Raw genomic sequence first — 24,853 nt, forward strand, 5'->3', positions numbered from 1 at the left:
CACCGATAAGGAAAAGTCATATAATAATATGAAATTGATATATTGCCTTTCATTTTATTGGCTCAGGAGAGTTAACCACGCAACGGACTGTTGTGCCATCCGGGAAATCATTATCTGGAATATTATAACCACGGAAAAATGTCAGGCCGACGTCCCCTGTTGGATCAGGGTGATCTCCTCCGCGTCGCACTTTCCAGTACTGCCCGGTATCATCATCTTTTATGACTGGCTTTTCTGGACCTTGGGGATCTTTTATTGGAGAGTATTTGTAGTAATCAGGATCATACCAGTCTTTTACCCACTCATAACCATTGTCAGCCATGCCATACAAGCCAAGTAAAGAGGGTGGGTATTTATCTACTGGAAAAGAAACTGACAACGCATTTATTCCAAACTGTTCTTCAACTTTGCGTCTATCTACATCAGTTGCGTAGTTTTCTCCTTGTCCATTTTTCTCATTTTCTCTCCAAACTCCATCATCTGTAGCTACTAAAATGTTACCCCCACGACTCCGTGCAGCATACTCCCATTGTGCCTCTGTCGGAAGCGAAAAAGGTAATCCAGATTCATTTTTCAACCAGCGACAGTAATTATTTGCTTCAGTCCAACGTACTATAGCGGGGCTATTTTTAAAGTGAGTCATTTCAGCTAATATGTCATTCCTCCATTTTTTATCGAATCCCTGCACGGGTAAGCCTGCCATTTTTAAAAAGAAATCATAATCCTCATGTGTAACTTTAAATTTACCAATAGAATAACTGCTGAGTTCTACTTCATGAAGAGGTTTAGTATCTTTCTCTGGAGAACAATAAGGACCGCCACCTCTCATTTTTTTGCAGAAATCTCCCATCCAGAAGGTGCCGCCTTTGACATACACCATGTCAGCTTTTACTCTTTTAATATATTGTTGTAGTTGAGCCTGTTCCTGGGGGGTATGGTTTATTGTGTTCGCTGAATTATCACAGCCACTGATAAAGAAAAGCAGAATAATAAGATTGAATTGATATAAAGTGTCTTTCATTTTATTGGCTCAGGAGAGTTAACGACGCAACGGACTGTTGTGCCATCCGGGAAATCATTATCTGGAATATTATACCCACGGAAAAATGTCAGGCCGACGTCCCCTGTGGGATCAGGGTTATTTCCTCCGCGCCTAACTTTCCAGTACTGTCCGGTATCTTTGTCTTTAACAACAGGTTTTTCGGGGCCTTGAGGATCTTTTTGTGATGGATATTTGTAATAATCAGGATCATACCAGTCTTTTACCCACTCATAACCATTGTCTGCCATACCATACAAACCCAATGGCGTAGCAGGATATTTATCCACAGGAAAGTGAACCAAAACACCATTTATTCCAAATTTGTCTTCAACTATTTGTCTGTCTTCATCAGTTGCATAATTTTCGCCTTGTTTTGTTTTACTGTCCTCACGCCAAACACCAGTATCTGTAGCAACTAATATATATTTCCCATGACTGCGCGCTGCGTACTCCCACTGTGCTTCAGTTGGAAGAGAGAATGGTAGTCCTGTCTCTTTTTTAAGCCAAGAACAATAATTATGTGACTCACTCCAGGTTACTACTGCTGGACTATTCTCGAAGAGTGTCATAGTCGCCAGCATATCTACCTCGAACTTTTCTTTAAAATATTGTTTTGGTAAGCCAGCCATTTTGAGATAAAAATCATAGTCCTCATGCGTAACTTTAAATTTACCAATAGAATAACTGCTGAGTTCAACCTCATGAAGAGGTTTGGTGTCTTTCTCTGGAGAACAATAAGGACCGCCATCTCTCATTTTCTTGCAGAAATCCCCCATCCAGAAAGTACCACCTTTGATATAGACCAGGTCGGACTTTACTTTATTTATGTATTGTTGAATTTCTTCCTGCTCCTGCGGAGAATGTTTTATAGACTGACTGGAATTATCACAACCGCTACCAATTAAAAAAAGAAAGACACTATATCTATATAGTCTGTAGTTATTCATTATTCATTCCCTTCCCATTTTTGCTTATACTGAGGGTCGACTGGTACAAAATGACATAGGGAGCTATAGAATGGGTTATCATCACAGTGTAAATAATACTGTTTAGAACAATTAGGGGAAAATGCATACCCATAGGCGGGTTTATTTTTCAAACGACTTAATACTTCGTCAAAATCCCTCAGGTTTAACCTATCAATGATAACTTCTAGCTCTTTATCTCGGTTAAACCCTATCTGCAAAAATTCAGTCAAATTCTCTTGAGCTAGTTTGACTATGGTATCTTCATTGCCCGGAAAGACTGTTCCTTCCTTAGTAATTCGTGTCAATACCTTCTTCCATTCCCGCTTAGTCTGAATACTGGATAAAATATACAACACAGCCGTCTTTCTATTTTTCCCAGCATCAGGTAAAAAACCATCCCCTTGATTATTAATATCTATACGATCATATGCGCCATCACCCGTAAGGATATACAGAGCAACACCTTTTGCTTCAGGAGAAAACAAATAAACGCTACCGGGATTTGAATTAATCATGTCAGAAAAATCATTACGTGCAGTTGATTGTTTTTTTGCTTCGAGGATTTCATCAACATTTTTAACAATAAACGAATTAAAATCAGATAATATATTTACAAATTCAACTCGTGCTTTATTATAATATTCATCATAAATTTCTTTACCACCCATTACCAATATATAAGACAACGCAAGGAATGCTTCCTTAGTAATAATAGTCAAATGTTTATAATCAATACCATACAACTGATAAATGACCCAGATAGCGAACTCCTGGAACAGTTCAGGCGTAATTTCACCTTCAACCTCACCTTTTGCCCCTGGCCCCAGACACAAACTGCCTTTAATATGGAATCTGAACTTTCCTTTTACAAACCGGACTCTGAATTCACCGCTCAGGCCGATGCCTAACTCCACATCGCCTCCCAGAGTCAACGAGGCGAAGTCCTCGAATTTTCCCAGATGTGCTTCTTTTTTCTTTTCTGACTGCCTGACAGGAGGAAGTATTTCCTTTAGTGCGGGTGAATCTAACCCAAAGGTATGCAATATATTCGGCAGTTCGTCCACCAACGAATCAAAGGGCTTTAACCACTGTATTGCCCCGCCCAGACTGCCACCGACTTTTGCGCCACCAAAGGCTTCCCCCTTCAGCTCCAGCCCCTTGGGGTTCTCTTTGCTGTCTTTGATTGTTACCCCTTCTTTTTTCCGTGTAGCAAAACGCGAACCCGGCGTGCGGTTTCCCATCAATAATTGCTTATTACCGAACGTAACAAATTGCAGGTTGCCTTCCGCCTGCGCTGAGGCGCCGACATAACCCGTAAGCTCTCCGTCAATCTTTGCCCGTAAAATCCCAATATTTGCTTCTTTAGTATCATTGACCATAAATTTAAGTTCCCAACCAACCCGGTCTGGAACATAAATGGTTGAGTTCACTTTACCACAAAAAACGGCTAAATCTGCTTTCGCCTCGCCTTTTATATGGACATCACCACTATCCGGGTTCCATGTATTCAGCGTGGAGGCATTGGCAGTCAGCCGAAGAAATTGTGCTCCAGCAGAGACATCAATATAAGTTCCTTCTTTAGTATATTCTTTATACTGATTATTCCATGCTTCGGCCCAGTCTGTCAGCGTAGTTTCATAGCTAATATCCGCGCTAACGCTCATGGTATTATCCATCATCTGTTTGATGACTTTTTGTGCGGAAGATAATTTTGTTTTTAACGCACTGATATTTATTCCCGTAATGTTGCCTTTATCATCTTTAGTAAAGATCGTCTCACCGCTAAACGTATCAACAGAAATGATAGTAAATTTACTTTTATACGCATCATAATCAGACTGTTTGACATACGAATAACATCGACCATAAATTCCTTTGTTTAAAGGCTGAAGGGGAATCAGCTCAATCACGGGTTTATAGCCTGTCTGTTCATTAAGCTCGCCCAACTCAGCCTGGAGTTCTTTCGTTGCTTTATCAAGAGCGGTTTCAGTTGAGGTAATTTTATCCTCATACTCCGTGAGCTTATCTTTATTGGCAATATCTTTCAGATTATTACCATATTTTTCTATTGCCTGTGAATAATCCGCTTTGGCCTTATGCTGTTTATCTACCAGCTCACAAAGTTTACTCATCGCCTTTTCAAATTCAGCGGCATCGGCTTCTTCTATGAAAATCAGTTCAAGAGTTTCTATTCTGAAATAACATTGACACGATTTATGAAGAACGACTTTGAAATTTTTTTCTACTTTACTTAATGAATGTTCTGCAGCGGATGTTTCTTGCTCACTCATCATCTTCTCCCTGATTATTCAAAAAATAATTTAATCGTTTTCGGGTCAACACCATAATGGGCTTGCGTATAGCCATTTTCATCTGTGACGCCACGAATAACTTGTCCATCCTCTGTTTCTATCCGATAAGGGATGTAGGGTTTAGGCTGATTATTGGCCTGATCCTGGATCTGGAATCCACCATTCATTGGGTTATGAAACTCGGGATCGCTTACCGTCATGGGAGAAAGAGCCTGTTCAAGCGAAGCGCTTCCGCCCCATAAAATATTTGTGCTTTTAAGCTCTATTTTTCCTGGGGCACCAATTTCGACAGATCCATCTTTTATTTTTATGTACGCACCGCCTTTACTGGTCAGGGTAATCCCCTTAGCCGCATTCAGTACTATCTCACCGTTAACGCTGTTGATATTCATTATTTTGTCTGACTGTATTCGCATAGCGTCAGTTTGCGCCTGAATATCCACTTTGCCTCTGGCAGCAAATATTGTCATCCCCATCCGCTGGGCAAACAAGCTAATAGCCTCTCCTGCAGCAAGGGTAAATTTCTTCATTATGCTCATATCCACATTCTCACCCGCTGTGGCGGTCAGCGTATGGCCAGCTGAGAGTTGGATATTTTTCGGTGTCACAAGACCGATCCCTGCCGGGGCAGAGGCCAGTAATCCGGCCCCTTTCAATTGGGCCAAAACATTACCGAGTTGTTGTTGAGAGCCCACATCAGATTCCATAGCACCTGATGTATTGGCACTTTGCGCCAGAGCGGTCACCAACTGTAGTGCGGCCTGCAATTGAGCAACAGCAGCATTCATATCCAGCATTTGTCCCTGCGCTTTAGGCTGATTATCGGCACTGATGAAAATCCCCTTGCCGCCCCGAATACTCACCCAGTCGTCAGTTCGTAATTCTGCACCTTCACCTCGCAGTGCCCGGGAAGCGTCTACATTGTGACCTAAATTAAGTTGGGTCTTACCCCCGTACTCCGTACTGAGTTTGACGTGCTCCTCGCCACGCTTGTCTTCCATGCGCAGCTTATTCAGGCCCGCAGTGCGGATAACGTTGCGCGTGCTGTTCAGTTCAGTAACGTGGTCAACGTGGCGAGAATCGTGCAGGGCATGGGCGATATACGGGCGATCCGGATCGCCTTCGTGGAACGCAATAGCAACTTCCGTGCCCTGAATCAACGGGAAGTGGAAGCCGTACTTATCACCACCGTAAGGTTTGGCAAAACGTACCGGCATACTTTCCATGCCCTGACGCTTGTCATCGCGGTCGGCATCGAATTTTACCCGGTACATGCCCGACGCATCCTGCCAGGCGTAAATATCATTGGCCTTCGCACTGGTCACGCGCGCCATCAGGGTGCCGCTGACCACCGGGCGCTTTTTGGGGGCTGGACGCCAGCAGCGGTTCTCGTAATACGGCATCCCTTCCCACATCACTATCAGAGCATCTTTACGGCTGGCAATGTAACCCGTGCGGGTGATGATAATGCCGTTCTCTGTTTCAGACGGCAGGGTCGGCGGTACAGTCTGTTCACTAATGGTCAGTACCTGTGCCGGAGAAAGCCGCGCATCATTACTGCTGCCACTGACCGTGGTCTGGTTCGACAGAAAACGCTCATGCTCCAGGCGTGCCCAGAAGTTGCCGGTTTCCGCTGTCGGATTAATTTTGTCGCCACGCTCAAGGTGACGCGGGCGATAGTGATACACATCACCGTAAGTCATTCCCTCACCGTCGCCCCGGGTCATGTCCGCCGGAACGGACATCAGGATGTTCTGCGCCTCGCGATGGTTATAATCATTGGCGGTAACCGAACGCTCCACCACATTGTGCCGGACGTTGACGCCCCACACTGAATCCACCGCATTATCATTCATCCCCGACGGGCTGTTGAGCGGCAGCGTTTTACCAAACGTCCAGGCACTTTGCTTGTCCGCGAAATGCACCACTTCGGTCTGGGTGTCGGGTTGCAGGGTAAAGAAGTAGAATATGCCCACTTCGGCCAGCAGACGTTCAATGAAGGCGAGGTCGTTCTCCTGATACTGGTTAATCTGTTCACGCTTCGGATAGTCGGCTTTGAGGGTGAATTCATATTCCCAGCCTTTCAGGCCGTGCTCCTGCAATACTTCGGTGACGACTTCCGGTACCGACTTATTGACAAAAAAGCGGTGGGTACGGAATTGCTTGCGCAGTAAAGACAGGAATGGCTCAATAATAATCTGGTACGTCGCCTGGTCACGTGAACCACTGATACGCTTAAAATGGGTCACCACGCCGTGCACCACTTTCTCCCCGGTCAGCCCCATCAGTGGTCCGGTTCCCATGGTCAGCGTTGCTGGTTTACTCAACAGTTGTGCTGAACTAATGTTTTTATTAATGCTGGTAAAGATAACGTCGTAGTGGTAAAGCTCACTCATGAACTCATTACCGCTGAACTCTTCCACATCCAGTGAGGCAGTGCAGGACGGAATATCAAGACGGTAGCGGTTCAGTCCGCCTTCAGTTAGCGCAGATAAGGGGTTATTCAGTGTATCGTTCAGACTCATAATATTGGCTCCATAGGGTAATATGTCGTCCATGACTGTGTTACCGACAGGCAATTAGCAGGTTTAATCAGAAGGTGCTTAACGAGTGCGAAAAAGAGTGATTACAACTCGAGTACCGGGAGATATCGAGCAGCAAGAATAAAACTACTTTGCCTTCGGAAATTATGATCAATCTTTAATCATTTCATCATAGGGCCTAAGGATCTCCATGTCATTGGGCCGTATGCTATAAACCACGCCCTTTCTCACTTCCAGTGCGGAAACTATACGTCGAGGGTGATCTGCATGTTTTAAAGATGCAAAACTGGCTTGTATAAAATACTCACCATCTTTATTGAACTTATAAAATGATGGTGGAATGCAAAGTAATTCATTATTTATGCGCAAGGATGGGTTAAATATAATGTTTTCATCTTTGGGTTTTGTTCCCCTGGGATTAATGGAGATATATTTTAATACATAGCCATCACTATTATTGACAGCGAAACAAACACTTCCATTATTAACGGTTACATGCCCCTCCTCATCTGGCTCAAGCCTGTCACCAGCCCCAGGACACCCAGTTAATGTTTGTAAGCATATAATAGCAAACAGGCTTACACGCAGAGTCCGACACACTTCTAAAATCACCATGGGAACCCTCTTAACGCGTATTTATACTTTTGTCGAATGATAGACTCCGAAATATCACCATCCAAAGTTATACTATGGTCAATCCTGAGCTTTAACCAGCCATAATAGTCTTCTGTTTGCAAAGTAAAACTATCCGCAATAATCTGCGCCTGCTGTTCCATCGGATACTCACTCAACAAACGACCATCAAGTGTATAACGATAACTAACCATCCAACTCACAAGTCCCCTGCCTATCACATTCATTCCTCTTTCCCGCTGCCACACATGACTCATTTCGTGAATAAATAAATGACGTAAAAATGGCAAGCTTTTTGAGAAGTCATCGCGATACCAATACCGGAAATATATTTCACCATTAGGGGTCATTGCTGTATGTTCATCCTGCAACCCAAATGGCAGATAGCTATCGTGATGGATTTTTACCTTCTCGTAATCGATCCGGCTACCAAATACCGTTCTGGCTAAGGCGATCTCTCCGGTGGTCAGTTCTCTGGCTGAATCATCGCTCTGTTTATTGTCGTTCTTTTTCTTCTTGCTGGCATCATCAATAGACATTCCCTGCCTCCGGATTAGCTTTCAGCCGCGCCTGAAAACTCCAGCCCAATCCCCTCTTCCTCACTCCAGCTGAGCGTCAGGGTTTTCGGCTTCTGCTGCGCGGCCATGTGCATGAGCAGTTGCCGGCTCAGCACCGGCAGAATCTGTTGATTCAGCAGGCTGTCGACGTTGCGCGCCCCGGTGTCCGGCAGCAGGCAGGTGGCGGTCAGCGAGTCGTACAGACTCTCGTCAATCTGCGTGGTCAGGCCGTAGTGGCGGTGCAGGCGTGCGCTGACCTGCGCCAGTTTCATCTCCACGATGGCGCGCATCGCCGCTGCTCCCAGCGGGCGGTAAATCACCGTCTGGAAGCGCGCCAGCAGCGCCGGCTGGAAGTGGTCGCGCAGAATCGGGCGCAGCAGTTCGTGCAGGTCGGCGTCGGTGGCGTCGGGCTGTTCGTCCAGCAGCTGCATGATGTGGTCGCTGCCGAGATTCGAGGTCATCAGGATGACGGTATTACGGAAGTCGATTTCCCGCCCTTCGCCGTCGCGCATAAAGCCGCGGTCGAACACCTGGTAGAACAGGTTCATCACGTCGCGGTGGGCTTTTTCCACTTCATCGAGCAACACCACGCTGTAGGGGCGCCTGCGCACCGCTTCGGTGAGAATGCCGCCCTGGCCGTAGCCGACGTAGCCCGGCGGTGAGCCCTTGAGCTGGCTGACGGTGTGCGGCTCCTGGTATTCGGAGAGGTTGATGGTAATGAGCGACTTTTCGCCACCATAAAGGGTATCGGCCAGCGCCAGCGCGGTTTCGGTTTTGCCCACTCCGCTCGGGCCGACCAGCAGGAACACCCCCTGCGGGCCGCTTTCGGACGTCAGCCCGGTTTTCGCGGCGCGCAGACGCTGGGCGATGGCGTTCAGCGCGCTGTCCTGGCCCACCACGCGTTTGCCGGTTTCGTCTTCCAGCGTCAGCAGTCCGGTCTGCTCATCCTTCATTAATGAGGAGAGCGGTACGCCGGTCCAGTCGGCAATCACCGTCGCCACGGTGCGCACGTCCACGTCCACCGCCAGCAGCGGGTTACCGTGCTGCAGGGCATTCAGCTTTTGTTGCAGGTCGTGCGTCTCACTCTGACGGGAGATATCCTGGCGGCTTTCCCGCAGCTGTCCGGTGAGTGAGAGCGCCTCGCCGTACCGGGTTTCCAGTTCGTCGAGTTTCACAGTCAGCGCGTTCTCCTCCTGCCCGATGGTCGCCAGACGTTCACCCTGTGAAGGGTTGCCCAGCGCAATATCTTCCAGCAGCGCCTGTTTCTCCATTGCAAGCGCGGTGAGTTGCGCGCGAATGCGGGTCAGCGGCTCCGGGATGGTGTCGAGGCTCATGCGCACCCGCGCGCTCGCGGTGTCGAGCAGGTCAACGGCCTTGTCCGGCAGCTGGCGGCCCGTCAGATAACGGCGCGACAGCGTGACGGCGGCGCGCACCGCGTCATCGGTGATATGCACTTGGTGGTGTTCCGCGTAGCGGGATGTCAGCCCCCTGAGCATCAGACAGGCGGTGTCGTCGTCCGGCTCGTCCACTTTCACCATCTGGAAGCGGCGCTCCAGCGCGGCGTCGCGTTCGAAGTACTGTTTGTATTCGCTCCAGGTGGTGGCGGCGATGGTTCTGAGTTCGCCACGCGCCAGCGCCGGTTTCAGCAGGTTGGCCGCATCGGCCCCGCCCGCCTGATTGCCTGCGCCGATAAGGGTGTGGGCCTCGTCGATAAACAGCAGGACGGGTACGGGTGACTGCTGTACCGCATCAATCACGTTTTTCAGGCGTTGCTCAAACTCGCCCTTCACGCCCGCGCCCGCCTGCAGCAGGCCCAAATCAAGGGTGCGCAGGCTGACCGGTTTGAGGGATTCCGGCACGTTGCCTTCGGCAATTCTGAGCGCCAGCCCTTCGACCAGCGCGGTCTTGCCGACGCCCGGCTCGCCCACCAGAATCGGGTTGTTCTTGCGCCGGCGCGATAGAATGTCGACCATCTGGCGGATTTCACTGTCACGCCCGAATACCGGGTCGATTTTGCCTTCCTTCGCTCTGGCGGTGACATCGAGGGTGAATTTGTCCAGCGCGTTCCGGAGCGCCGGCGAAAGTTCGCCTTCTTTGACTTCCGTTCCGACAGGACGGCCAGCGAACTCCACTTCGCCGCCCGTTGTGACTTTCAGCCCTTCTTCCTGCTGCACCTCCGGGCGCTCGTCCGACTGCGCATCCAGAAGCCCGCGCAGGCGCTCAAGCTGGCTCTGCCCGAGAGTCAGCAGCGGCCACAGGCCGTCGCAGCGCACCAGATTTTGTTTCCCGACCAGCGCCATCAGCAGGTGAATGCTGCGGATTTGCTCTTCACCACTGAGGGAGGCACTCAGCCAGGCCTGCTGCACCAGGGTCCGGATGGCGTCAGAAAGCTGCGGGCGGTGGCGTACCGAGCGCGGTTGTTTGTCCAGCCAGCCGAGCAAATCCTGCCAGATGTTGTCCATGTCCCACTCGTAGCGGCGCGCCAGCACCGTGAGGTCGCCTTCGCCCTGCTCCAGCAGCTTCAGCAGCCAGTGCTCCGGCAGGATTTCCGCGTGGGCGCGGGTCTGGCACAGGGAGGCGGCGCCTTCCAGCGCGCGGGCGCAGTACGGGTTCAGGCGACGTAACAGGATGGCTGGATTTTCCATTTCAGTATTCCTTTTTCAGGCACGCTACCGCCCCTCGCTTTCCCGTTTAACCGGGAACCCAAAGCGCACAGGGTCAGTGTCAGTTTCGTTTTTGTTTGCTCAGGGGCCGACAACCGGCCGCTCAGGAAACAAAAACAGCAGACGGTAAACCGTCTGCTGCGGGTAATCAGGCGGTGGTACGTTCGTTCCAGGAATCGGAATGAATGATGTTGCCGTCTTTGTAGGTCCAGGTGATTTTTTCGTAGCGCAGTTCAATGCGCTCCAGGTGGTTGTGCTTCTCCTTGGAAGGCTCCTTGATGTCGTGCATCAGCGGGGCAACCTTCACCAGCTTCACGTTCTCAAGCCTGGTGTTGAAGTACTCCACTTCCTGGCCCGCATCGTTGATTTTGTACCACCGGAACTCCGCTGATTTCAGGGTCTGGCCGGTGGTCACCGCCTTGTACAGGTACGGGCTGGATGAATCGATTTCCTTGGTGAACAGGAACGGCGTGTGGATACGCGTGCCGGTCAGCTTGCCGGTGTTGTTGTCGGTCGGGATGTACAGGGTGTGCTCCTGCGCCACCACTTCGATGCTGCCTTCACGGTCTTTCACGTCAACGGAACCTTTGATGTCCGCGCCGCCATCGTCCTTCAGCCACAGATAGACTGGAATTGCCATTTCACTTCTCCATTTCATTTTGAGCGGCGTCATCATCCTGCGATGGCGCCCGGGGGGTGCCCGGCATCCGGCAGGCATCCGCCTGCGGTACCAGACTGATTTCGACACGGCGGTTGAGCGCGCGCCCTTCCGGGGTGTCATTGGTGGCGACAGGGCGGCTTTCGCCGTAGCCCTGCACCGCAAAACAGCTTTCCGCCACGTCGCCGGTGTCGCGCATCCAGTCGCGCACCGCTTCGGCGCGCTTAAGCGACAGCACCTGGTTGGATGCGTCATCCCCGGTGTTGTCGGTGTGACCGGCCACCACAATCAGCCAGCCGGGCCTGGCTTTGATGCCAACCAGCGAGTTCACCAGCAGCTTCGTGGAGCCGGGTCTGAGCGTCCATTTGCCCACGTCAAACAGCGACATGCTGTCGAGACGGAGAGTTTTTGGTCCCTGCACGATTTTTTTGATAACCGGTGGCGGAGGCGGCGGAGGCGCCCAGTCACTAACCGCGGCCTCAAGTGGCGGGATAAGACGCAGCCCCTGATACAGCCCCAGCCGGTAGCGCACAGGCTCCCCCCGGCGCTGCCAGTCATCCAGCAGGGATGCATCCGCGCGCAGGCGCTGCTGCGCTCGTAATTTCGGCAAGGGGGGTGTACCGCTCAGACGGTGATAGAGGGCAAGGTGATCGCCCACGTTCATGATTAGCCGCTGGTTATTGACCCAGGACGCCAGCATCGCCAGCGCGAGGAATATCCCCCCCAGCAGGCCGACATAGCGCCAGAAGATCATCCGGTGGCTGACGCCACGTCGGCGCGGCAGTGCCGGCAGCAGGAGTTCAGGCAACGGTAAGAGATCAGCGGCCAGGGCGGTGTCAGGCGGCAGCGCCGTGACTGAAGCGATATGCTGTTGCCAGAGGTTATTCGCCTCCCCCTTCACCGGCGCCATGCAAAGCCCCTGTGCGCAGGGTTTAATGGCAGGCAGCTCGCCCTGTCGCACCGACAGCAGGCTACCCACTGCATTCCCCTGCCAGACCATAAGGCTGTCAAGCCACAGCCCCTGGCTCAGACGGGACAACCGTTCGTCCGCAGCTGTTTCCCGCATCCAGTCTGTTAGTGACAGACTGCTCTGTCCGGGCTGATGAACCTGGATCCCCGTCCGCTGGCTGACGGTGGTAAACCAGACCGGCTCTGCGCCTGAACAGGCCGCTGGCGGTGTCACCCAGGCCACGATCCACACGGGCGGCATACGGCCCAGGGCTACGCGACACTGCGCTATTGCACGTTGCCAGCTGCGCAGACGCCGGGTGAAATCCTCCGCAGACGTGTGGCATTCAGGCAGCACGGCCAGTAATACAGAAATCTGCGACACCTGCGCCGGGCGCACCCGGCAGAGGTGCTGTGCGAGTAACGGCAGTTGTCCGGCATCCTTCACCTGCAGATACCAGCCCTGGCGGGTTTCACGCTGCCGTGTGCCGGCGGCAAAAAGTGCGGTGTTATCCCCACAAGCCAGAATGACCGCCCCCTGAAATTCTTCCGGCGGCAGGTCTCCGTCCGCTATCTCACTAAGCGCCTGTGCCCGTACTTCTGATATCCGGTGCTGACGCCAGAGCAAGACGCCACAGACCAGAATAACCAGCAGGCTTAATGCCACGCGGCTGCCGACAGATAGCGGCCAGAAACCCAGGATCAGCCATAACGCCAGCACAGCCCCCAGGACGGTTAACAGATTCCGGTATACATCACGCATCGCTTACCCCGGCCTGACCGTCTGACTCACCAGCTCCGTGAGGGAGGATGAGAGGATGAACCACAGTGCCGCCAGCGCTGCCGCACCGAGGAACCATGACAGCCAGTACAGACGGTGGCCGCTGCGCAGGCGAGAAGCCCTGACGACAATCGGCGCATCCTGCGCAAGCCTAAAAGCAGGAACCCGTTCACCCAGCGCGCGCACGACATCTTCGCGGCGCTCATCATCCCGGGCCCGGTACCGGCCCACAAACCCCAGTTGCAGGGTGCGGTACAGGCAGGTCAGAACCGCCGTGTCCGGCGCAGGCTCTTTCAGCAGGTTGCGGATGCGCTCCCAGATCTCCTCACCGGCATTCAGGGTACCGAAGAAATGCGCCTGCAGCGGGTCACGATGCCAGGTCAGATAACCGTCATCGGTAGTTCCCCGGTTCATGACGCTCTCATCAAGCAGGGCGCACAAGGCATACACCATATGATCACGGCTGATATCACTGTATCCGGCCTCGCTCAGCGCGCTCTGCGCCTCCTGAACCAGGCGGCAGGCCCGGCGATAAAGGCTTTCACCGTCACGGACGTCCTGTCCGCCGCGCAACTGGCTGGCCATCAGCCAGCCCGGGTAGAAGATGAGCTCAATCTGACTGAGTTCGGATGTGTTCATGTACGCAGCACCGCAAAGAGTTCAAGTTTCACCTCCCCCAGTGAACGCGGGGTATAAAAGGTACAACTGCCCATTTCCAACATGGTCCGGGCCGCGTCTGAACTCAGGTCAAGTGAGAAATACTGGTTCTCCAGACGCAGCGGGATCGCCGCGGGTACATGGGTCAGAGGCTTGATCACCACCCCGCTTAGCGCCACGTTCACCACATCAGAAACATCCTCAAAGCTGCCCGCCTTGCACAGCAGCGGGAACCGGGTCTGGAGCTCGTGATTTGGCAGAGAGGAGCGTACGGAGAGATAGAAATCCGCCCCTTCACGCAGGCGCGCATCATGCAGGGCGCCTTTCCAGATCTGATCGAGATGATCCAACTGGATACTGACCACCCGTGACGGCAGGCTGGCTTCCAACAGCTTATCGAGCAGTGCGAGCAGCGGCGGGAACACCTGCTCCGGGGCATCATGCTGATAAGCGGGAATATCCCCGGCGTCATGCTCCAGGGAAAACGTCAGCAGGCTGCCGGTAAGCCGGGCCAGTTCCCGGTACAGCAGTTCCGGGTGGCGTCCCGGGGTTTGCAGCAGTTCGGCCAGCACAGGCTCGGCACTGTTCAGGGCATTGAGCAGCCAGAACAGGGACACATCAGCCACCGCAAAATCGGCCAGACGCTCGTTGCTCTCACGGCGCATGGCCATCAGACGGCGGCGGCGGGCCTGCAGACGGATCAGCAGATCTTTCAGTTCCGTGACCAGCAACGGACTGGCAGAGACAGACAGCATTGGCGGGATAAAGGACGGGTCGCGACGCCACAGCCCCTGGGCATTACGCGTCAGGCGGGCCACCGGACAGGTCAGATATGCGGTATTTTCCTGGGTGGAAAGGCGCAAGGTGACCGCGTTACGGAGGACAGCCAGTTCACCACTTTCATGGCCAGCCAGTTCCTGAACCACGACACGTTCGGCCTTCCAGCGACGCGGGCGCTCACTGTCCTGGCCGTTATCCAGATTACCGCCGTTGGCGCTCAGTAACGGCAGCGCCGCAAGCACCTCAACAGACTCACTGCCGCCTGCGGGAGACACATCGCAAACTGGCGGAAGATTATCCGCCAGGTCCGTATCAACCAGCGTGCCATCCTGGAAACGCACCACCAGCCGGGTGGCATTCAGGCGCGACAACGCCAGCGCGGCGTCATCAAATTCAGCCGCCGTCACGCCCCAGGGATGAGAAATTCCCATCAGGGCGACCGTGTCGGCAACATGCGCACTCCAGCGGGCCTGCTGCTGAAATTGTTGCGGGGCCAGTGCGGCCCCATCCTCCCAAAGTGGGCGGTAAATTTTCATCCCTGATTTCCCCTCGCGTTATGATTTCGCCTTCGGCATCTGGCTAACCAGCGACAGGTTGACGTCCATCCCCTCCACCTGGAAGTGCGGCACGGCGAACAGCTGTACGCGGAAGAAGCCCGGGTTGTCCTCGATGTCCTGAACAATCACCTTCGCGTCGCGCAGCGGGTGTGACGCCTGCAGCTCATCGCCCGGGTCGGTCATCTCGGTGACCAGACTTTTCACCCAGGTATTCAGCTCCAGCTCCAGCAGGCGGCGGTCCTTGGTGGTGCCGATGTTCTCGCGCTGGATAAGCTTCAGGTAGTGGGCGATACGCGACAGCAGGAAGATGTACGGCAGGCGCGCGTTGATGCGCGAGTTGGCGGTGGCGTCCGCGGTGTCGTACAGCGCCGGTTTCTGGGTGGAGTTCGCCGAGAAGAAGCAGGCGTAGTCGCGGTTTTTGTAGTACGACAGCGGGATGAAGCCCAGATTAGCGAACTCAAATTCGCGGGTTTCCGGGATCAGTACTTCACTGGGGATTTTCACCTGGTTGCCGGTACCGAGATCGTACAGATGGATAGGCAGATCCTGCACCGCCCCGCCCGCCTGCGGACCACGAATTTGCACGCACCAGCCGTTGTTGATAAAGCTGCGCACCATGTTGGCGGCAAAGGCGAACGACGCGTTGGTCCACAGGTATTTCTCGTGGTCCGGGCCTTTCACCTCTTCAACGTAGTTAAAGCTGCGTACCGGCACGGTGTCCGGGCCATACGGCAGACGGCCCAGCACACGGGGCATCACCAGGCCGATGTAACGGCTGTCGTCGGTTTCGCGGAATGATTTCCACTTGATGTACTCGGCGCGGTCGAAGTAGTTGCCGATGTCTTTAATCGCCGCCACCTCTTCCATGGTGTCTTTGAGGAAGAATTTCGGGCCGGCGGAGCCGATAAACGGCATATGTGCGGCGGCGGACACTTTCGAAATATTACGCATCAGCGCCACGTCCTGGGCCGACGCGTCAAACTCATATGCGGAAATGATGGCGCCAATCGGCTCGCCGCCCGGCTGATCGTACTCCGAGACGTAAGTGTGCCAGTAAAGGCCGGTCTGGATAATTTCCGGCGCATCCTCAAAATCCTGGCGCAGCGCGTCTTTGGACACGTCCAGGATTTCGGTGCGCACGTTCTGGCGGTAATCGGTGCGATCCACCAGGTGCTTCAGGCCGCGCCACAGGGATTCCACCGCCTGAAACTGCTCGTGATGCATCACTGCATCGAGCTGGCGGCTGATCTGGAAATCCAGTTCGGCGATATGGTGGTCGAGCAGGGTTTTATCGAGCTTCCCGACCTGCTGGCCGGAGGTTTTCAGGCGCTGCAGCAGCACCTGAACGGCGGCGGTGACGCGCTCATCGGCGCTGGCGTCCGCCATCGCGGCGTCATCCTGCCAGATATTGATATCGGACAGGCCGGACACCGGGCTGAGGTTGATTTTTTCAAACAGCGAGGCGTACACGCCGCCCGCGTCCTGGTGCTCAACAACGGTGGTCTGGCCGGGTGCCGCAGTGGCGTTTTCATTATTGACTGACATAAGCATTATCTCGTGTTAATCCAGTACGAAGAGGAATTACGCCTTCGGCGCCAGGGCATTCAGTTCACGGCGCAGTTCATTGCTGAGCGAGGGGTCTTTGAGGATATGTTCCAGCTCTTTACGGAATGTCACGTTATCAAGCAGGTTGGATTTGAGATCGCGTAACAGATTACGCATGGCGAGCATGGCTTTTAGCTGGGGGATCTGACGGGCAACGGCTTCTGGCTCGAAATCCTTCATTTCGCGGAAAGTCAGTTTAACATTCTCTTCGGAGCCATCACCGGCAAGCGTATTTTCCACCGTCAGGTTAACGGACGGGGAAAATTCACCCAGCACGCTGTTAAAGTTATTTTTATTAATATTGACTTTCTCCCGCTCTGACAGCGGGCGGTTATCCTGACCGTTGCTGAAATCACCGGTAACCAGCAACTTTAAGGGGAGCTCAATTTTCTTTTGCGCTCCCCCGGTATGCAGGTTTAATTTCAAATTAATACGGGCTTTGGGAATTTCATCCTGGAATGAACCGGACATAGTTATATTCCTTTATGGTAGCAGGTTGACGATGGCGGAAAGCACAGGGAACGCCAGCGACAGTCCCTGCCACACTCTCTGCCGGATCCGTTAAGGCAGTGAAAAATCTGTTACTTAAGTAATACAGCCATCATATCAGCATTCTGATGAAACACAGAATATCCGTCTGTTGAAAAGTTTTATTCCGAACGTTTTTAGTTAATTCCCCAATAAACTGACGAAACCATAAAAACACGCTGAAAACCCGCACAGATGCTAACTGATCGACAAATGAATAAATTATCCTTTATTTTTTTCCGCGCGAAAAGCCATATATAACCTTATTGATTTCAGAAAAAACCAACCATTTTTTCGTCAGAAAAACCCATTTAATTATCCATGAGGGTTATGTATCAGCAAATTTCATTATAATTATATATGCAATTAATGCTTTTTTGTTATACCCCATATTTATTGCCCTTCCTGATAAGGAATCAATTTCATTTGATGAATACAATGAAAATCATCATTAACCTGAATAATACCCGTCCCAATTTAACCGGATATCATTTGTTTTGCGGGTAATTAAGCATGACTCAAATAACTTCAATCTCTATAAAATCGTGGCCAGTTTTACCTGGCCACTCCATTTTTTACCGCCGCGCGCCCGAAGTTTCCACCGGGACTTCCACCCGCTCCATAGCAATGGGAATGCTTTTGTATGCCGGTATGCCACTCTGAACATCATGGCTGTCCAGCGGCACCAGCACGTTAGCCTCCGGATAATAAGCCCCGACCGAACCTGGCGCCATGTCGATCACCACGATAGTGAGATTATGCATCCGTCGCGACGTTGGGTTGCCGTCAGGATCGAGGGCCACAATATTGACCTGGTCGCCCACCCGCAGTTGGCGTTTTTCCGCCTCATCCGGATTGATAAATAGCACGTCGCGCCGTCCCGTCACGCCGCGGTAGCGATCGTTCAATCCATACAGCGTGGTGTTGTACTGATCGTGGCTGCGCAGCGTAGTGAGCACCAGGTCGTGACATTTTAACGAATGCGGATTTTCATTAATCCCCTGCATCACCCTGAACTGCGCTTTACCGGAGGGGGTATTCCAGACGCGCTCAGACGCAGCGTTATAAAGCCGAAAACCGCCCGGTTTTTTCACCCGTTCGTTATAGCCCGCAAAGGCAGGGAACACCGCCTCGATCTTTTCGCGGATAAAACTGTAATCCCCCACCAGCCGGTCCCAGTTGACCACCGTGTCAGGCAGGGTCGCTTTGGCAATGCCCGCCACCAGCGCCGGCTCTGATTTCAGGTGCGGCGACGCGGGTTTCAGAGCGCCGCGTGACGCATGGACCATCGACATTGAATCTTCTACCGTGATGCTTTGCGCTCCAGAGGCTTGCTGGTCAATTTCCGTGCGGCCAATTACCGGCAGCAGGTAGTTATGCTTGCCCAGCAACAGATGCGAACGGTTTAATTTGGTGGCCATATGCACCACCAGATCGAGGTTGCGCATCGCCGGGAAAGTGACCTGCGGGTCGGATATCGCTTCCGCGAGATTGCCCCCCAGGCAGAGCAGCGCTTTAGCCTTACCGTCACGCATCGCCTGAATAGCCGCAACCGCGCCGTGGCCGTGTTTCTGCGGCGGCCGGAAGCCAAACACGCGCTCAATACTGTCGAGCATCCCCTGTGGCGGTATTTCGGTGATCCCCACGGTGCGATCGCCCTGAACGTTGGAATGCCCGCGCAGCGGACAGATACCCGCGCCTTTTTTGCCAATGTTGCCGCGTAGCAGCAGCAGGTTGGCAATTTGTTGGACGTTCTGAGTCCCGTACTGATGCTGGGTGATCCCCATACCGTAGCAAACGATGGTGCGTTGCGCGCTGGCATAGAGGCGAGCCACGTGCTGAATTTCCTTGCGCTCCATACCGGAGACTTCAAGGATAGGGCCCCACTCGGTGGCGTCCAGATCGGCTTTCAGCGCCTCAAAGCCCTCGGTGTGCTCACGAATAAAGGTTTCATCCAGCACGCCCGGCTGGCCGTTATTCAGGCGTTCTTCATGCATCGACAGCAACATTTTCATGACGCCTTTCAGCATTGCCGCATCACCGCCAACCCGCACTTTATAGTAAGTCGAGGCCAGTTCAGTCGAGCTAAGCGACAGCATCTCGATAGGGCTTTGCGGTGAGGTAAAGCGCTCAAGACCGCGCTCACGCAGCGGGTTGATGGCGACAATCGTTGCGCCACGCTTTGCAACCTCGCGCAGGGTGCCAAGCATACGTGGATGGTTGGTGCCTGGATTGTGGCCGATGCACAACACTAAATCACAGTGATTAAAATCGTCCAGCTCAACGGTGCCTTTACCCACTCCAATCGATTCCGGCAGACCGACGCTGGTCGGCTCGTGACACATATTCGAGCAGTCCGGGAAATTATTGGTGCCGTATTCACGAGCGAAGAGCTGCCAGAGAAAAGCCGCTTCATTAGAGGCGCGCCCCGAGGTGTAAAATTCCACGCTGTCAGGATCGTCGTAGCTGCGCAAATGCTGGCCAATTTCATTAAAGGCGGTGTCCCACTCGATGGGCTGGTAGGTATCGGTTGTCGGGTCGTATTTCATCGGGTGCGTCAGACGCCCCTCACCTTCCAGTTCAAACGCGTTACGTTCCCAGAGTTCGCTCACCGTATGCGCGGCAAAAAATTCCGGCGTGGTGCGTTTACTGGTGGCTTCCCAGGAGACGGCTTTAGCGCCGTTTTCGCAAAATTCAAACGAGGAGGCATGTTGCGGATCGGGCCAGGCGCAACCCGGGCAGTCAAAGCCCTGCGGCTGGTTAACGTTGAACAGGGCAATGACGTCTTGCTTCACCGACATTTGGCCACGGATGGCATCAGCGACAGCCTTTAACGCACCCCATCCGCCTGCCGATCCCCCATAAGGCGCGATGCCGATAGTACGATTATGCTCTTTCATGATGCTCCACATTGTCTGGCAGATAATTTGGCCTTTAAGCCTGGTACAAAAAGTCGGGATATGCGAAGCGCAGAGCGGGTTCCAGCGCCGTTTTCCCCACTGCCGGACTGACCAGAACGCCGCAGTCGCAGCGGGGAAACCTGAGACATAAATAAGTATGTTGTAACTAATTAGCGTTCCGCTATTTCCAGTCCGCACAAATGAAAAAGCTCGCAGCCAGGTGCGAGCTTTTAGTCAATTCACTGGTGATTAATGCGCTTCATTCTGCGGTGTGAATTTCAGTTCAATCAGCGCAATGGCTTTTTGCACCGCGCGCACCGTCACCGGGTCAGCGGCGGCATTGGCCCCAACATTGATGGATTTCAATTGGCTGGCCATTTTTTCACGCACTTCAACGGGCGCAATAACGTCGATCACGTCGAGGATCTGCTTTATAACCAGCTGGCAGGCAACGATATCCGAGACCAGTTCATCTTCAGGGGTTAAGGGTTGCGACATCTTCTTCTCCTTGGTTAAGCAGCGCAGCGTAACGGCAAACGCATCAAAACGCGAGCCTGTGCAATAAAGAGAATGGTATGGTTAACCGATAAGCCAGGTAAATAGCCAGAGTCGGGGCGAAAAAAAACCTGCCGCAGCAGGTTTTTTATGCAGAACTTAGAACATCGCGCCCGGCGGGACGTCTTTGAAGGTGCTGCAATAATTTTTGAACATGCTTTTCAGGATAGCGCGCAGTTTCATGATGAGCTCCGTTGTTATTCGTTTGTTATGTGCAGGTGATCTCGCATTGACCCAATAATATGACCAACATCACAAAAATCAATCGTTTTGTGATACACATCACCATAAATAACAGCGACAGAAACCGTTTCAACACAATTAATCAATTAAAATCATTACATTACAGCAACAAAATAAAGAGTAAATTTTATAAAATTTTTTTAATCAGGTAAGGAAAAAATGGCTGAAGTCTCCCCGTCGCAACGCGGCCTGTCCCCCACGGCGCTACTGGTTGCGGGTGCTTTCTTTATGGAATTTCTTGACGGGACGGTGATCGCCACCGCTCTGCCGGAAATGGCGCGCACCTTTGGCGTTGAAGCCGTTGATCTCAATATCGGTATCAGCGCCTATTTACTGACCCTCGCGGTATTTATTCCTGCCAGCGGCTGGATAGCCGACCGGTTCGGCGCGCGGTCGGTATTCACTCTGGCGCTGGCGATATTCACGCTTTCATCCGTTTTCTGCGGGATGGCGCAAAGCCTGGAGGTCTTTGTGGCGATGCGGGTGATTCAGGGGATCGGCGGCGCGCTGATGGTGCCGGTGGGCAGGCTGGCCGTGTTGCGTACCACGCCCAAAAATCAGTTGATTAAAGCGATTGCGACCCTGACGTGGCCCGCGCTGGTGGCGCCAATTATCGGGCCGCCGCTCGGCGGGTTTATCACCAGCTATGCCGACTGGCGCTGGATTTTCTATATCAATCTGCCGCTCGGACTGATCGCCATGGTACTGGCGTGGCGGCTAATTCCCACGCTAACCGATAATGAGCGTCGCCCTTTCGACGGCGTGGGTTTTATCAGCACCGGCGTGGCAATGATAAGTCTGGTGTATGGGATGGAAATACTCGGCGCCCGGCAGCCTGACCCAGGGTTAGCCCTTGGGTTAATGGCGCTCGGCATCGCGGCGTTGGGCTTTTCTCTGCGGCATTTCCGCCGTAGCGCATGGCCGATGATCCGCATGGATGCGCTGAAGATAAAAACCTTCGCCGTGACGATGTATGGCGGTTCGCTGTTCCGCGCTTCGATTAGCGCGGTGCCTTTTATGCTGCCGCTGATGTTCCAGGTGGGTTTTGGGATGGACGCGTTTCATTCCGGGCTGCTGGTGCTGGCGGTATTTGTCGGGAACCTTACCATTAAGCCCGCCACCACGCCGCTGATCCGCTGGCTGGGGTTTAAAAAGCTGCTGCTGATTAACGGCCTGCTGAATGTGCTTGCTTTAATCGCCTGCGCGCTGCTCACGCCGCACACGCCGGTGTGGCTGATCCTGCTGATCCTGTATCTCGGCGGCGTGTTTCGTTCAATCCAGTTCACCGGCGTCAGCACATTGGCTTTCGCTGACGTGCCGCCCAAAGAGATGAGCTACGCCAATACGCTGTTCAGTACCGCATCGCAATTGGCAGTAGGGTTAGGGATCACCCTTGGGGCAATCAGCATTCGGCTGGGAGATAAGCTGGCGCAGTGGCTGGATATGACTGCCACACAGGGGATGGGTTTTCGGCTGGCGTTTGTGTTTATCGCCCTGATTTGTCTGGCCGGTATGGCGGATACGCTGCGGTTATCGGCCAAAGCCGGTAGCCAGGTCTCTTCGAAGGGGTGAAATAGACGGCGTCGCCAGAACGACGCCGTAAGGCTATCAGCCCAGGATTTCGCGCACGAAGGCGACGATCTCTTTATTCTGGCCGTGTTCGAACAGGCATTGCTGGAAGCGCTCGCCGGAAACGGCGGTTTTCACCAGTTCCGGGTCGATGGCGCGCAGCGTATCGAGGTAATTCTCTTTCACCACGGCAGCTTTAACCTGGTTCAGAATGCCTGCGTTGCGAACCTGCGGCTCTTTACGCTCCGGCGGGTAGCCTTCGCCTTTGCGGCCAGTAAAGGCTTTTTCGAAAATAAAGCGCACGTTGAGTTCTGCACCCCAGCCAAAACCTTTGGCGAACGGCAGCGCCAGCGCGTTACCGTTGTTGATCTGGGAGAACAGAAACGCGTCCGCCGGATCGATACAGTAACCGCAGACCACGCCCGGATGAATGTTCAACGACATCAGCGCGCCCTGGCCGGTACCGCAACCGGTCACCACGAAATCCACCGCTTTCGCGTTCAGCAGGATGCTGGCCATGATGCCCAGGTGGATATAGGTCAGATGGTGATCGTTTTCGCCATTCATCCCTACGTTAAAGACCGAATACCCTTTCTCATCGGCCACTGCGTTCAGTTCGTTGAGAATGATGGGGTTTTTCGCCGCCTGGCTGTTTTCCATCATCAGTGCAATTTTCATCGGTTTTCTCCAGCTTATGTCTTAAGTTGCTTATGATAGCGGTACAATACCATCTGGCAAACACACTTTCAGATTAAATGAAAAAATGTTTTATAAATTAATACTGCGTTCACATTTTCATCTGTGCGCGACAGGCCATAAGCACAGATAAGCGTGGCAACAGGCGCTATTTAACCCATTGAATAACGATCGCTGTGCGATGATGGCGGTATGTTACTCTGATGGAAATCGCCATGTTTCGACCGCTAGCGGCACTACTTTTTCTGAGCCTCGCAGGCTGTACAATCACTAAAAATCCAGAGGTAACCGGCGGCAATCAAATGATGGGGCTGGTACAGCTGGGTTTTGACGTCCCCGCGCTGCAACGGGCCAGAATCGATGATTATCTGGCGCTCTCTACCGCTACCAAACAGTGCCAGAACTGGGGTTACGACCGCGCGGTACGCTATGGCGACCCGATTTACACCTGTAGCGTGATTAGCGGAACCCAGTGTCTGAACGAAAGCGTTACCCTGAATTATCAGTGCCAGGGCGTAGCGTTACCCACCGCCCAACCTGTTTATTAATAAAAAGCAGCACCGTGGCGTGCTGCCTTTTCACTTAACATGCCGACAATATCTCCTCACTAATTTCGCTTAATGCTTCATTTTTATTTATCGATATTGCCGCGCCGTTTTTATCTAATGATTTTAATTACCATTTGCATTTTTACTTATTAATTTCTTTCGCGTTACTTTTTGCAAATGAATTAATAACAAATTATAGTAGCCAACCATAACGCCCTGCCCTTTGATTCGGAGCACGTATGCTTAAACCTGAAATGTTTGAAAAATTAAATGAGCAAATGAATCTGGAATTATTTTCATCCCTGCTCTATCAACAAATGAGCGCCTGGTGCAGTTACCACAGCTTTGAAGGCGCAGCGGCTTTTTTACGTCGTCACGCGCAGGAAGAGATGGGCCATATGCAGCGCCTGTTCGATTATCTGACCGATACCGGCAGCCTGCCGCAAATCAAGCAGATAGCCAGCCCGTTCGCGGAATACGCCTCTCTTGACGAATTATTTAACGCCACTTATGAACATGAGCAGTTAATTACCCGCCAGATTAATGAACTGGCCCATACCGCCATGACCAGCCAGGATTATCCGACCTTTAATTTCCTGCAATGGTATGTTGCCGAACAGCATGAAGAAGAAAAACTGTTTAAATCGGTAATTGATAAGTTGCGTCTGGTAGGGAAAAGCAACGAAGGGCTTTATTTCGTCGATAAAGAACTGGCAACCCTGGATGCACAGGCATAAATAATTAAGCGGGCCTTCGCGCCCGCTTTGTTAATGATTACAGATTTTGCTTTTATGGGTGACGAACCCTTCATCCTGCGGAATAAACTTCCCGCGCGCCGCCAGAAATTCCACTAATTCTCCCGCCGTCATTCCCTGTGCAGAGCAGGTATAAAAGCGCGCCGCCTGACCAAATTTTTCTTCAATCGCTGCCACCAGGCGTTCTGTTGTCCAGCACTGGCCATCCGCCAGCATCATCGTTAACACTTCATGACCGTGAATGGATGTCATCGTTTTCTCTCCGATAAAAAACGCATGATACGCCCTCGTTGCCAGAGGGATCTTGTTACGCCGCAAGAAACGGCATTTGTTATACATCTTTCATTATGTAAAT

21 protein-coding genes are annotated in these 24,853 nt (G+C 52.5%); 3 read left to right on the forward strand and 18 right to left on the reverse strand.

What is annotated here, in order from left to right; translation table 11 throughout:
• Positions 1-49: 49 nt before the first annotated feature.
• From FHW74_RS02430 to azuC, 16 genes are all read right to left on the reverse strand, one after another.
• The gene (locus FHW74_RS02430; RefSeq protein WP_183168985.1) at positions 50-1,021 is read right to left on the reverse strand and encodes an SUMF1/EgtB/PvdO family nonheme iron enzyme; all 972 of its coding nucleotides are present in this window, start codon (positions 1,019-1,021) and stop codon (positions 50-52) included.
• Positions 1,018-1,989, reverse strand: a complete 972-nt coding sequence (locus FHW74_RS02435) for an SUMF1/EgtB/PvdO family nonheme iron enzyme (protein ID WP_183168986.1) — start codon at positions 1,987-1,989, stop codon at positions 1,018-1,020. Before FHW74_RS02435 ends, FHW74_RS02430 begins: the two co-directional genes overlap by 4 nt.
• On the reverse strand, positions 1,989-4,301 hold the full coding sequence (locus tag FHW74_RS02440) for a hypothetical protein (RefSeq protein ID WP_183168987.1): 2,313 nt from the start codon (positions 4,299-4,301) through the stop codon (positions 1,989-1,991). The genes FHW74_RS02435 and FHW74_RS02440 overlap by 1 nt, the downstream gene beginning before the upstream one ends.
• 14 nt (positions 4,302-4,315) lie before the next feature.
• Positions 4,316-6,847 (reverse strand): type VI secretion system Vgr family protein, encoded by a 2,532-nt coding sequence (locus FHW74_RS02445; protein WP_183168988.1) that lies wholly within the window; start codon positions 6,845-6,847, stop codon positions 4,316-4,318.
• A 168-nt stretch (positions 6,848-7,015) separates the two neighbouring features.
• Complete coding sequence (locus tag FHW74_RS02450; protein WP_183168989.1) at positions 7,016-7,480, reverse strand: putative T6SS immunity periplasmic lipoprotein; 465 nt, start codon at positions 7,478-7,480, stop codon at positions 7,016-7,018.
• Positions 7,474-8,037, reverse strand: a complete 564-nt coding sequence (locus FHW74_RS02455; protein WP_183168990.1) for a type IV secretion protein Rhs — start codon at positions 8,035-8,037, stop codon at positions 7,474-7,476. Before FHW74_RS02455 ends, FHW74_RS02450 begins: the two co-directional genes overlap by 7 nt.
• Positions 8,038-8,051: 14 nt before the next feature.
• Complete coding sequence (gene tssH / locus FHW74_RS02460) at positions 8,052-10,700, reverse strand: type VI secretion system ATPase TssH (RefSeq protein ID WP_183168991.1); 2,649 nt, start codon at positions 10,698-10,700, stop codon at positions 8,052-8,054.
• A 166-nt stretch (positions 10,701-10,866) separates the two neighbouring features.
• Entirely contained in the window at positions 10,867-11,358 is a 492-nt protein-coding gene (locus FHW74_RS02465) for an Hcp family type VI secretion system effector (protein WP_183168992.1), read from the reverse strand.
• Between the two features lies 1 nt (position 11,359).
• On the reverse strand, positions 11,360-13,087 hold the full coding sequence (locus FHW74_RS02470) for an OmpA family protein (RefSeq protein WP_183168993.1): 1,728 nt from the start codon (positions 13,085-13,087) through the stop codon (positions 11,360-11,362).
• A gap of 3 nt (positions 13,088-13,090) precedes the next feature.
• Positions 13,091-13,744 (reverse strand): type VI secretion system protein TssL, short form, encoded by a 654-nt coding sequence (gene tssL / locus FHW74_RS02475; RefSeq protein WP_183168994.1) that lies wholly within the window; start codon positions 13,742-13,744, stop codon positions 13,091-13,093.
• The gene (gene tssK / locus FHW74_RS02480) at positions 13,741-15,078 is read right to left on the reverse strand and encodes a type VI secretion system baseplate subunit TssK (RefSeq protein ID WP_183168995.1); all 1,338 of its coding nucleotides are present in this window, start codon (positions 15,076-15,078) and stop codon (positions 13,741-13,743) included. Before tssK ends, tssL begins: the two co-directional genes overlap by 4 nt.
• 18 nt (positions 15,079-15,096) lie before the next feature.
• The gene (gene tssC, locus FHW74_RS02485) at positions 15,097-16,650 is read right to left on the reverse strand and encodes a type VI secretion system contractile sheath large subunit (RefSeq protein WP_183168996.1); all 1,554 of its coding nucleotides are present in this window, start codon (positions 16,648-16,650) and stop codon (positions 15,097-15,099) included.
• A 30-nt stretch (positions 16,651-16,680) separates the two neighbouring features.
• Positions 16,681-17,175, reverse strand: a complete 495-nt coding sequence (gene tssB, locus FHW74_RS02490) for a type VI secretion system contractile sheath small subunit (RefSeq protein WP_183168997.1) — start codon at positions 17,173-17,175, stop codon at positions 16,681-16,683.
• A gap of 632 nt (positions 17,176-17,807) precedes the next feature.
• Positions 17,808-20,132, reverse strand: a complete 2,325-nt coding sequence (locus FHW74_RS02495; protein WP_183168998.1) for an FdhF/YdeP family oxidoreductase — start codon at positions 20,130-20,132, stop codon at positions 17,808-17,810.
• 249 nt (positions 20,133-20,381) lie between these two features.
• On the reverse strand, positions 20,382-20,630 hold the full coding sequence (locus FHW74_RS02500; protein WP_125291894.1) for a DUF2766 family protein: 249 nt from the start codon (positions 20,628-20,630) through the stop codon (positions 20,382-20,384).
• A 156-nt stretch (positions 20,631-20,786) separates the two neighbouring features.
• Entirely contained in the window at positions 20,787-20,870 is an 84-nt protein-coding gene (gene azuC, locus FHW74_RS02505; protein ID WP_085949471.1) for a stress response protein AzuC, read from the reverse strand.
• A gap of 219 nt (positions 20,871-21,089) precedes the next feature.
• Between azuC and FHW74_RS02510 the strand changes: the two genes are divergently transcribed.
• Complete coding sequence (locus FHW74_RS02510; RefSeq protein ID WP_183168999.1) at positions 21,090-22,502, forward strand: MFS transporter; 1,413 nt, start codon at positions 21,090-21,092, stop codon at positions 22,500-22,502.
• A gap of 36 nt (positions 22,503-22,538) precedes the next feature.
• Here the strand turns inward: FHW74_RS02510 and FHW74_RS02515 are convergent, their stop codons facing one another.
• The gene (locus FHW74_RS02515; RefSeq protein ID WP_183169000.1) at positions 22,539-23,177 is read right to left on the reverse strand and encodes an RpiB/LacA/LacB family sugar-phosphate isomerase; all 639 of its coding nucleotides are present in this window, start codon (positions 23,175-23,177) and stop codon (positions 22,539-22,541) included.
• Between the two features lie 233 nt (positions 23,178-23,410).
• Between FHW74_RS02515 and yecR the strand changes: the two genes are divergently transcribed.
• Together yecR and ftnA are read left to right on the forward strand one after the other, a co-directional pair.
• A complete protein-coding gene (gene yecR, locus FHW74_RS02520; protein WP_183169001.1) occupies positions 23,411-23,743 on the forward strand; it encodes a YecR family lipoprotein in 333 nt (110 codons plus the stop codon).
• A 239-nt stretch (positions 23,744-23,982) separates the two neighbouring features.
• Complete coding sequence (gene ftnA, locus FHW74_RS02525) at positions 23,983-24,480, forward strand: non-heme ferritin (RefSeq protein ID WP_161661390.1); 498 nt, start codon at positions 23,983-23,985, stop codon at positions 24,478-24,480.
• A 30-nt stretch (positions 24,481-24,510) separates the two neighbouring features.
• Here the strand turns inward: ftnA and FHW74_RS02530 are convergent, their stop codons facing one another.
• The gene (locus tag FHW74_RS02530) at positions 24,511-24,750 is read right to left on the reverse strand and encodes a YecH family metal-binding protein (RefSeq protein ID WP_183169002.1); all 240 of its coding nucleotides are present in this window, start codon (positions 24,748-24,750) and stop codon (positions 24,511-24,513) included.
• Positions 24,751-24,853: the final 103 nt, after the last annotated feature.

It is taken from the genome of Atlantibacter sp. RC6 (genome assembly GCF_014193285.1).
Lineage (GTDB): Bacteria > Pseudomonadota > Gammaproteobacteria > Enterobacterales > Enterobacteriaceae > Atlantibacter.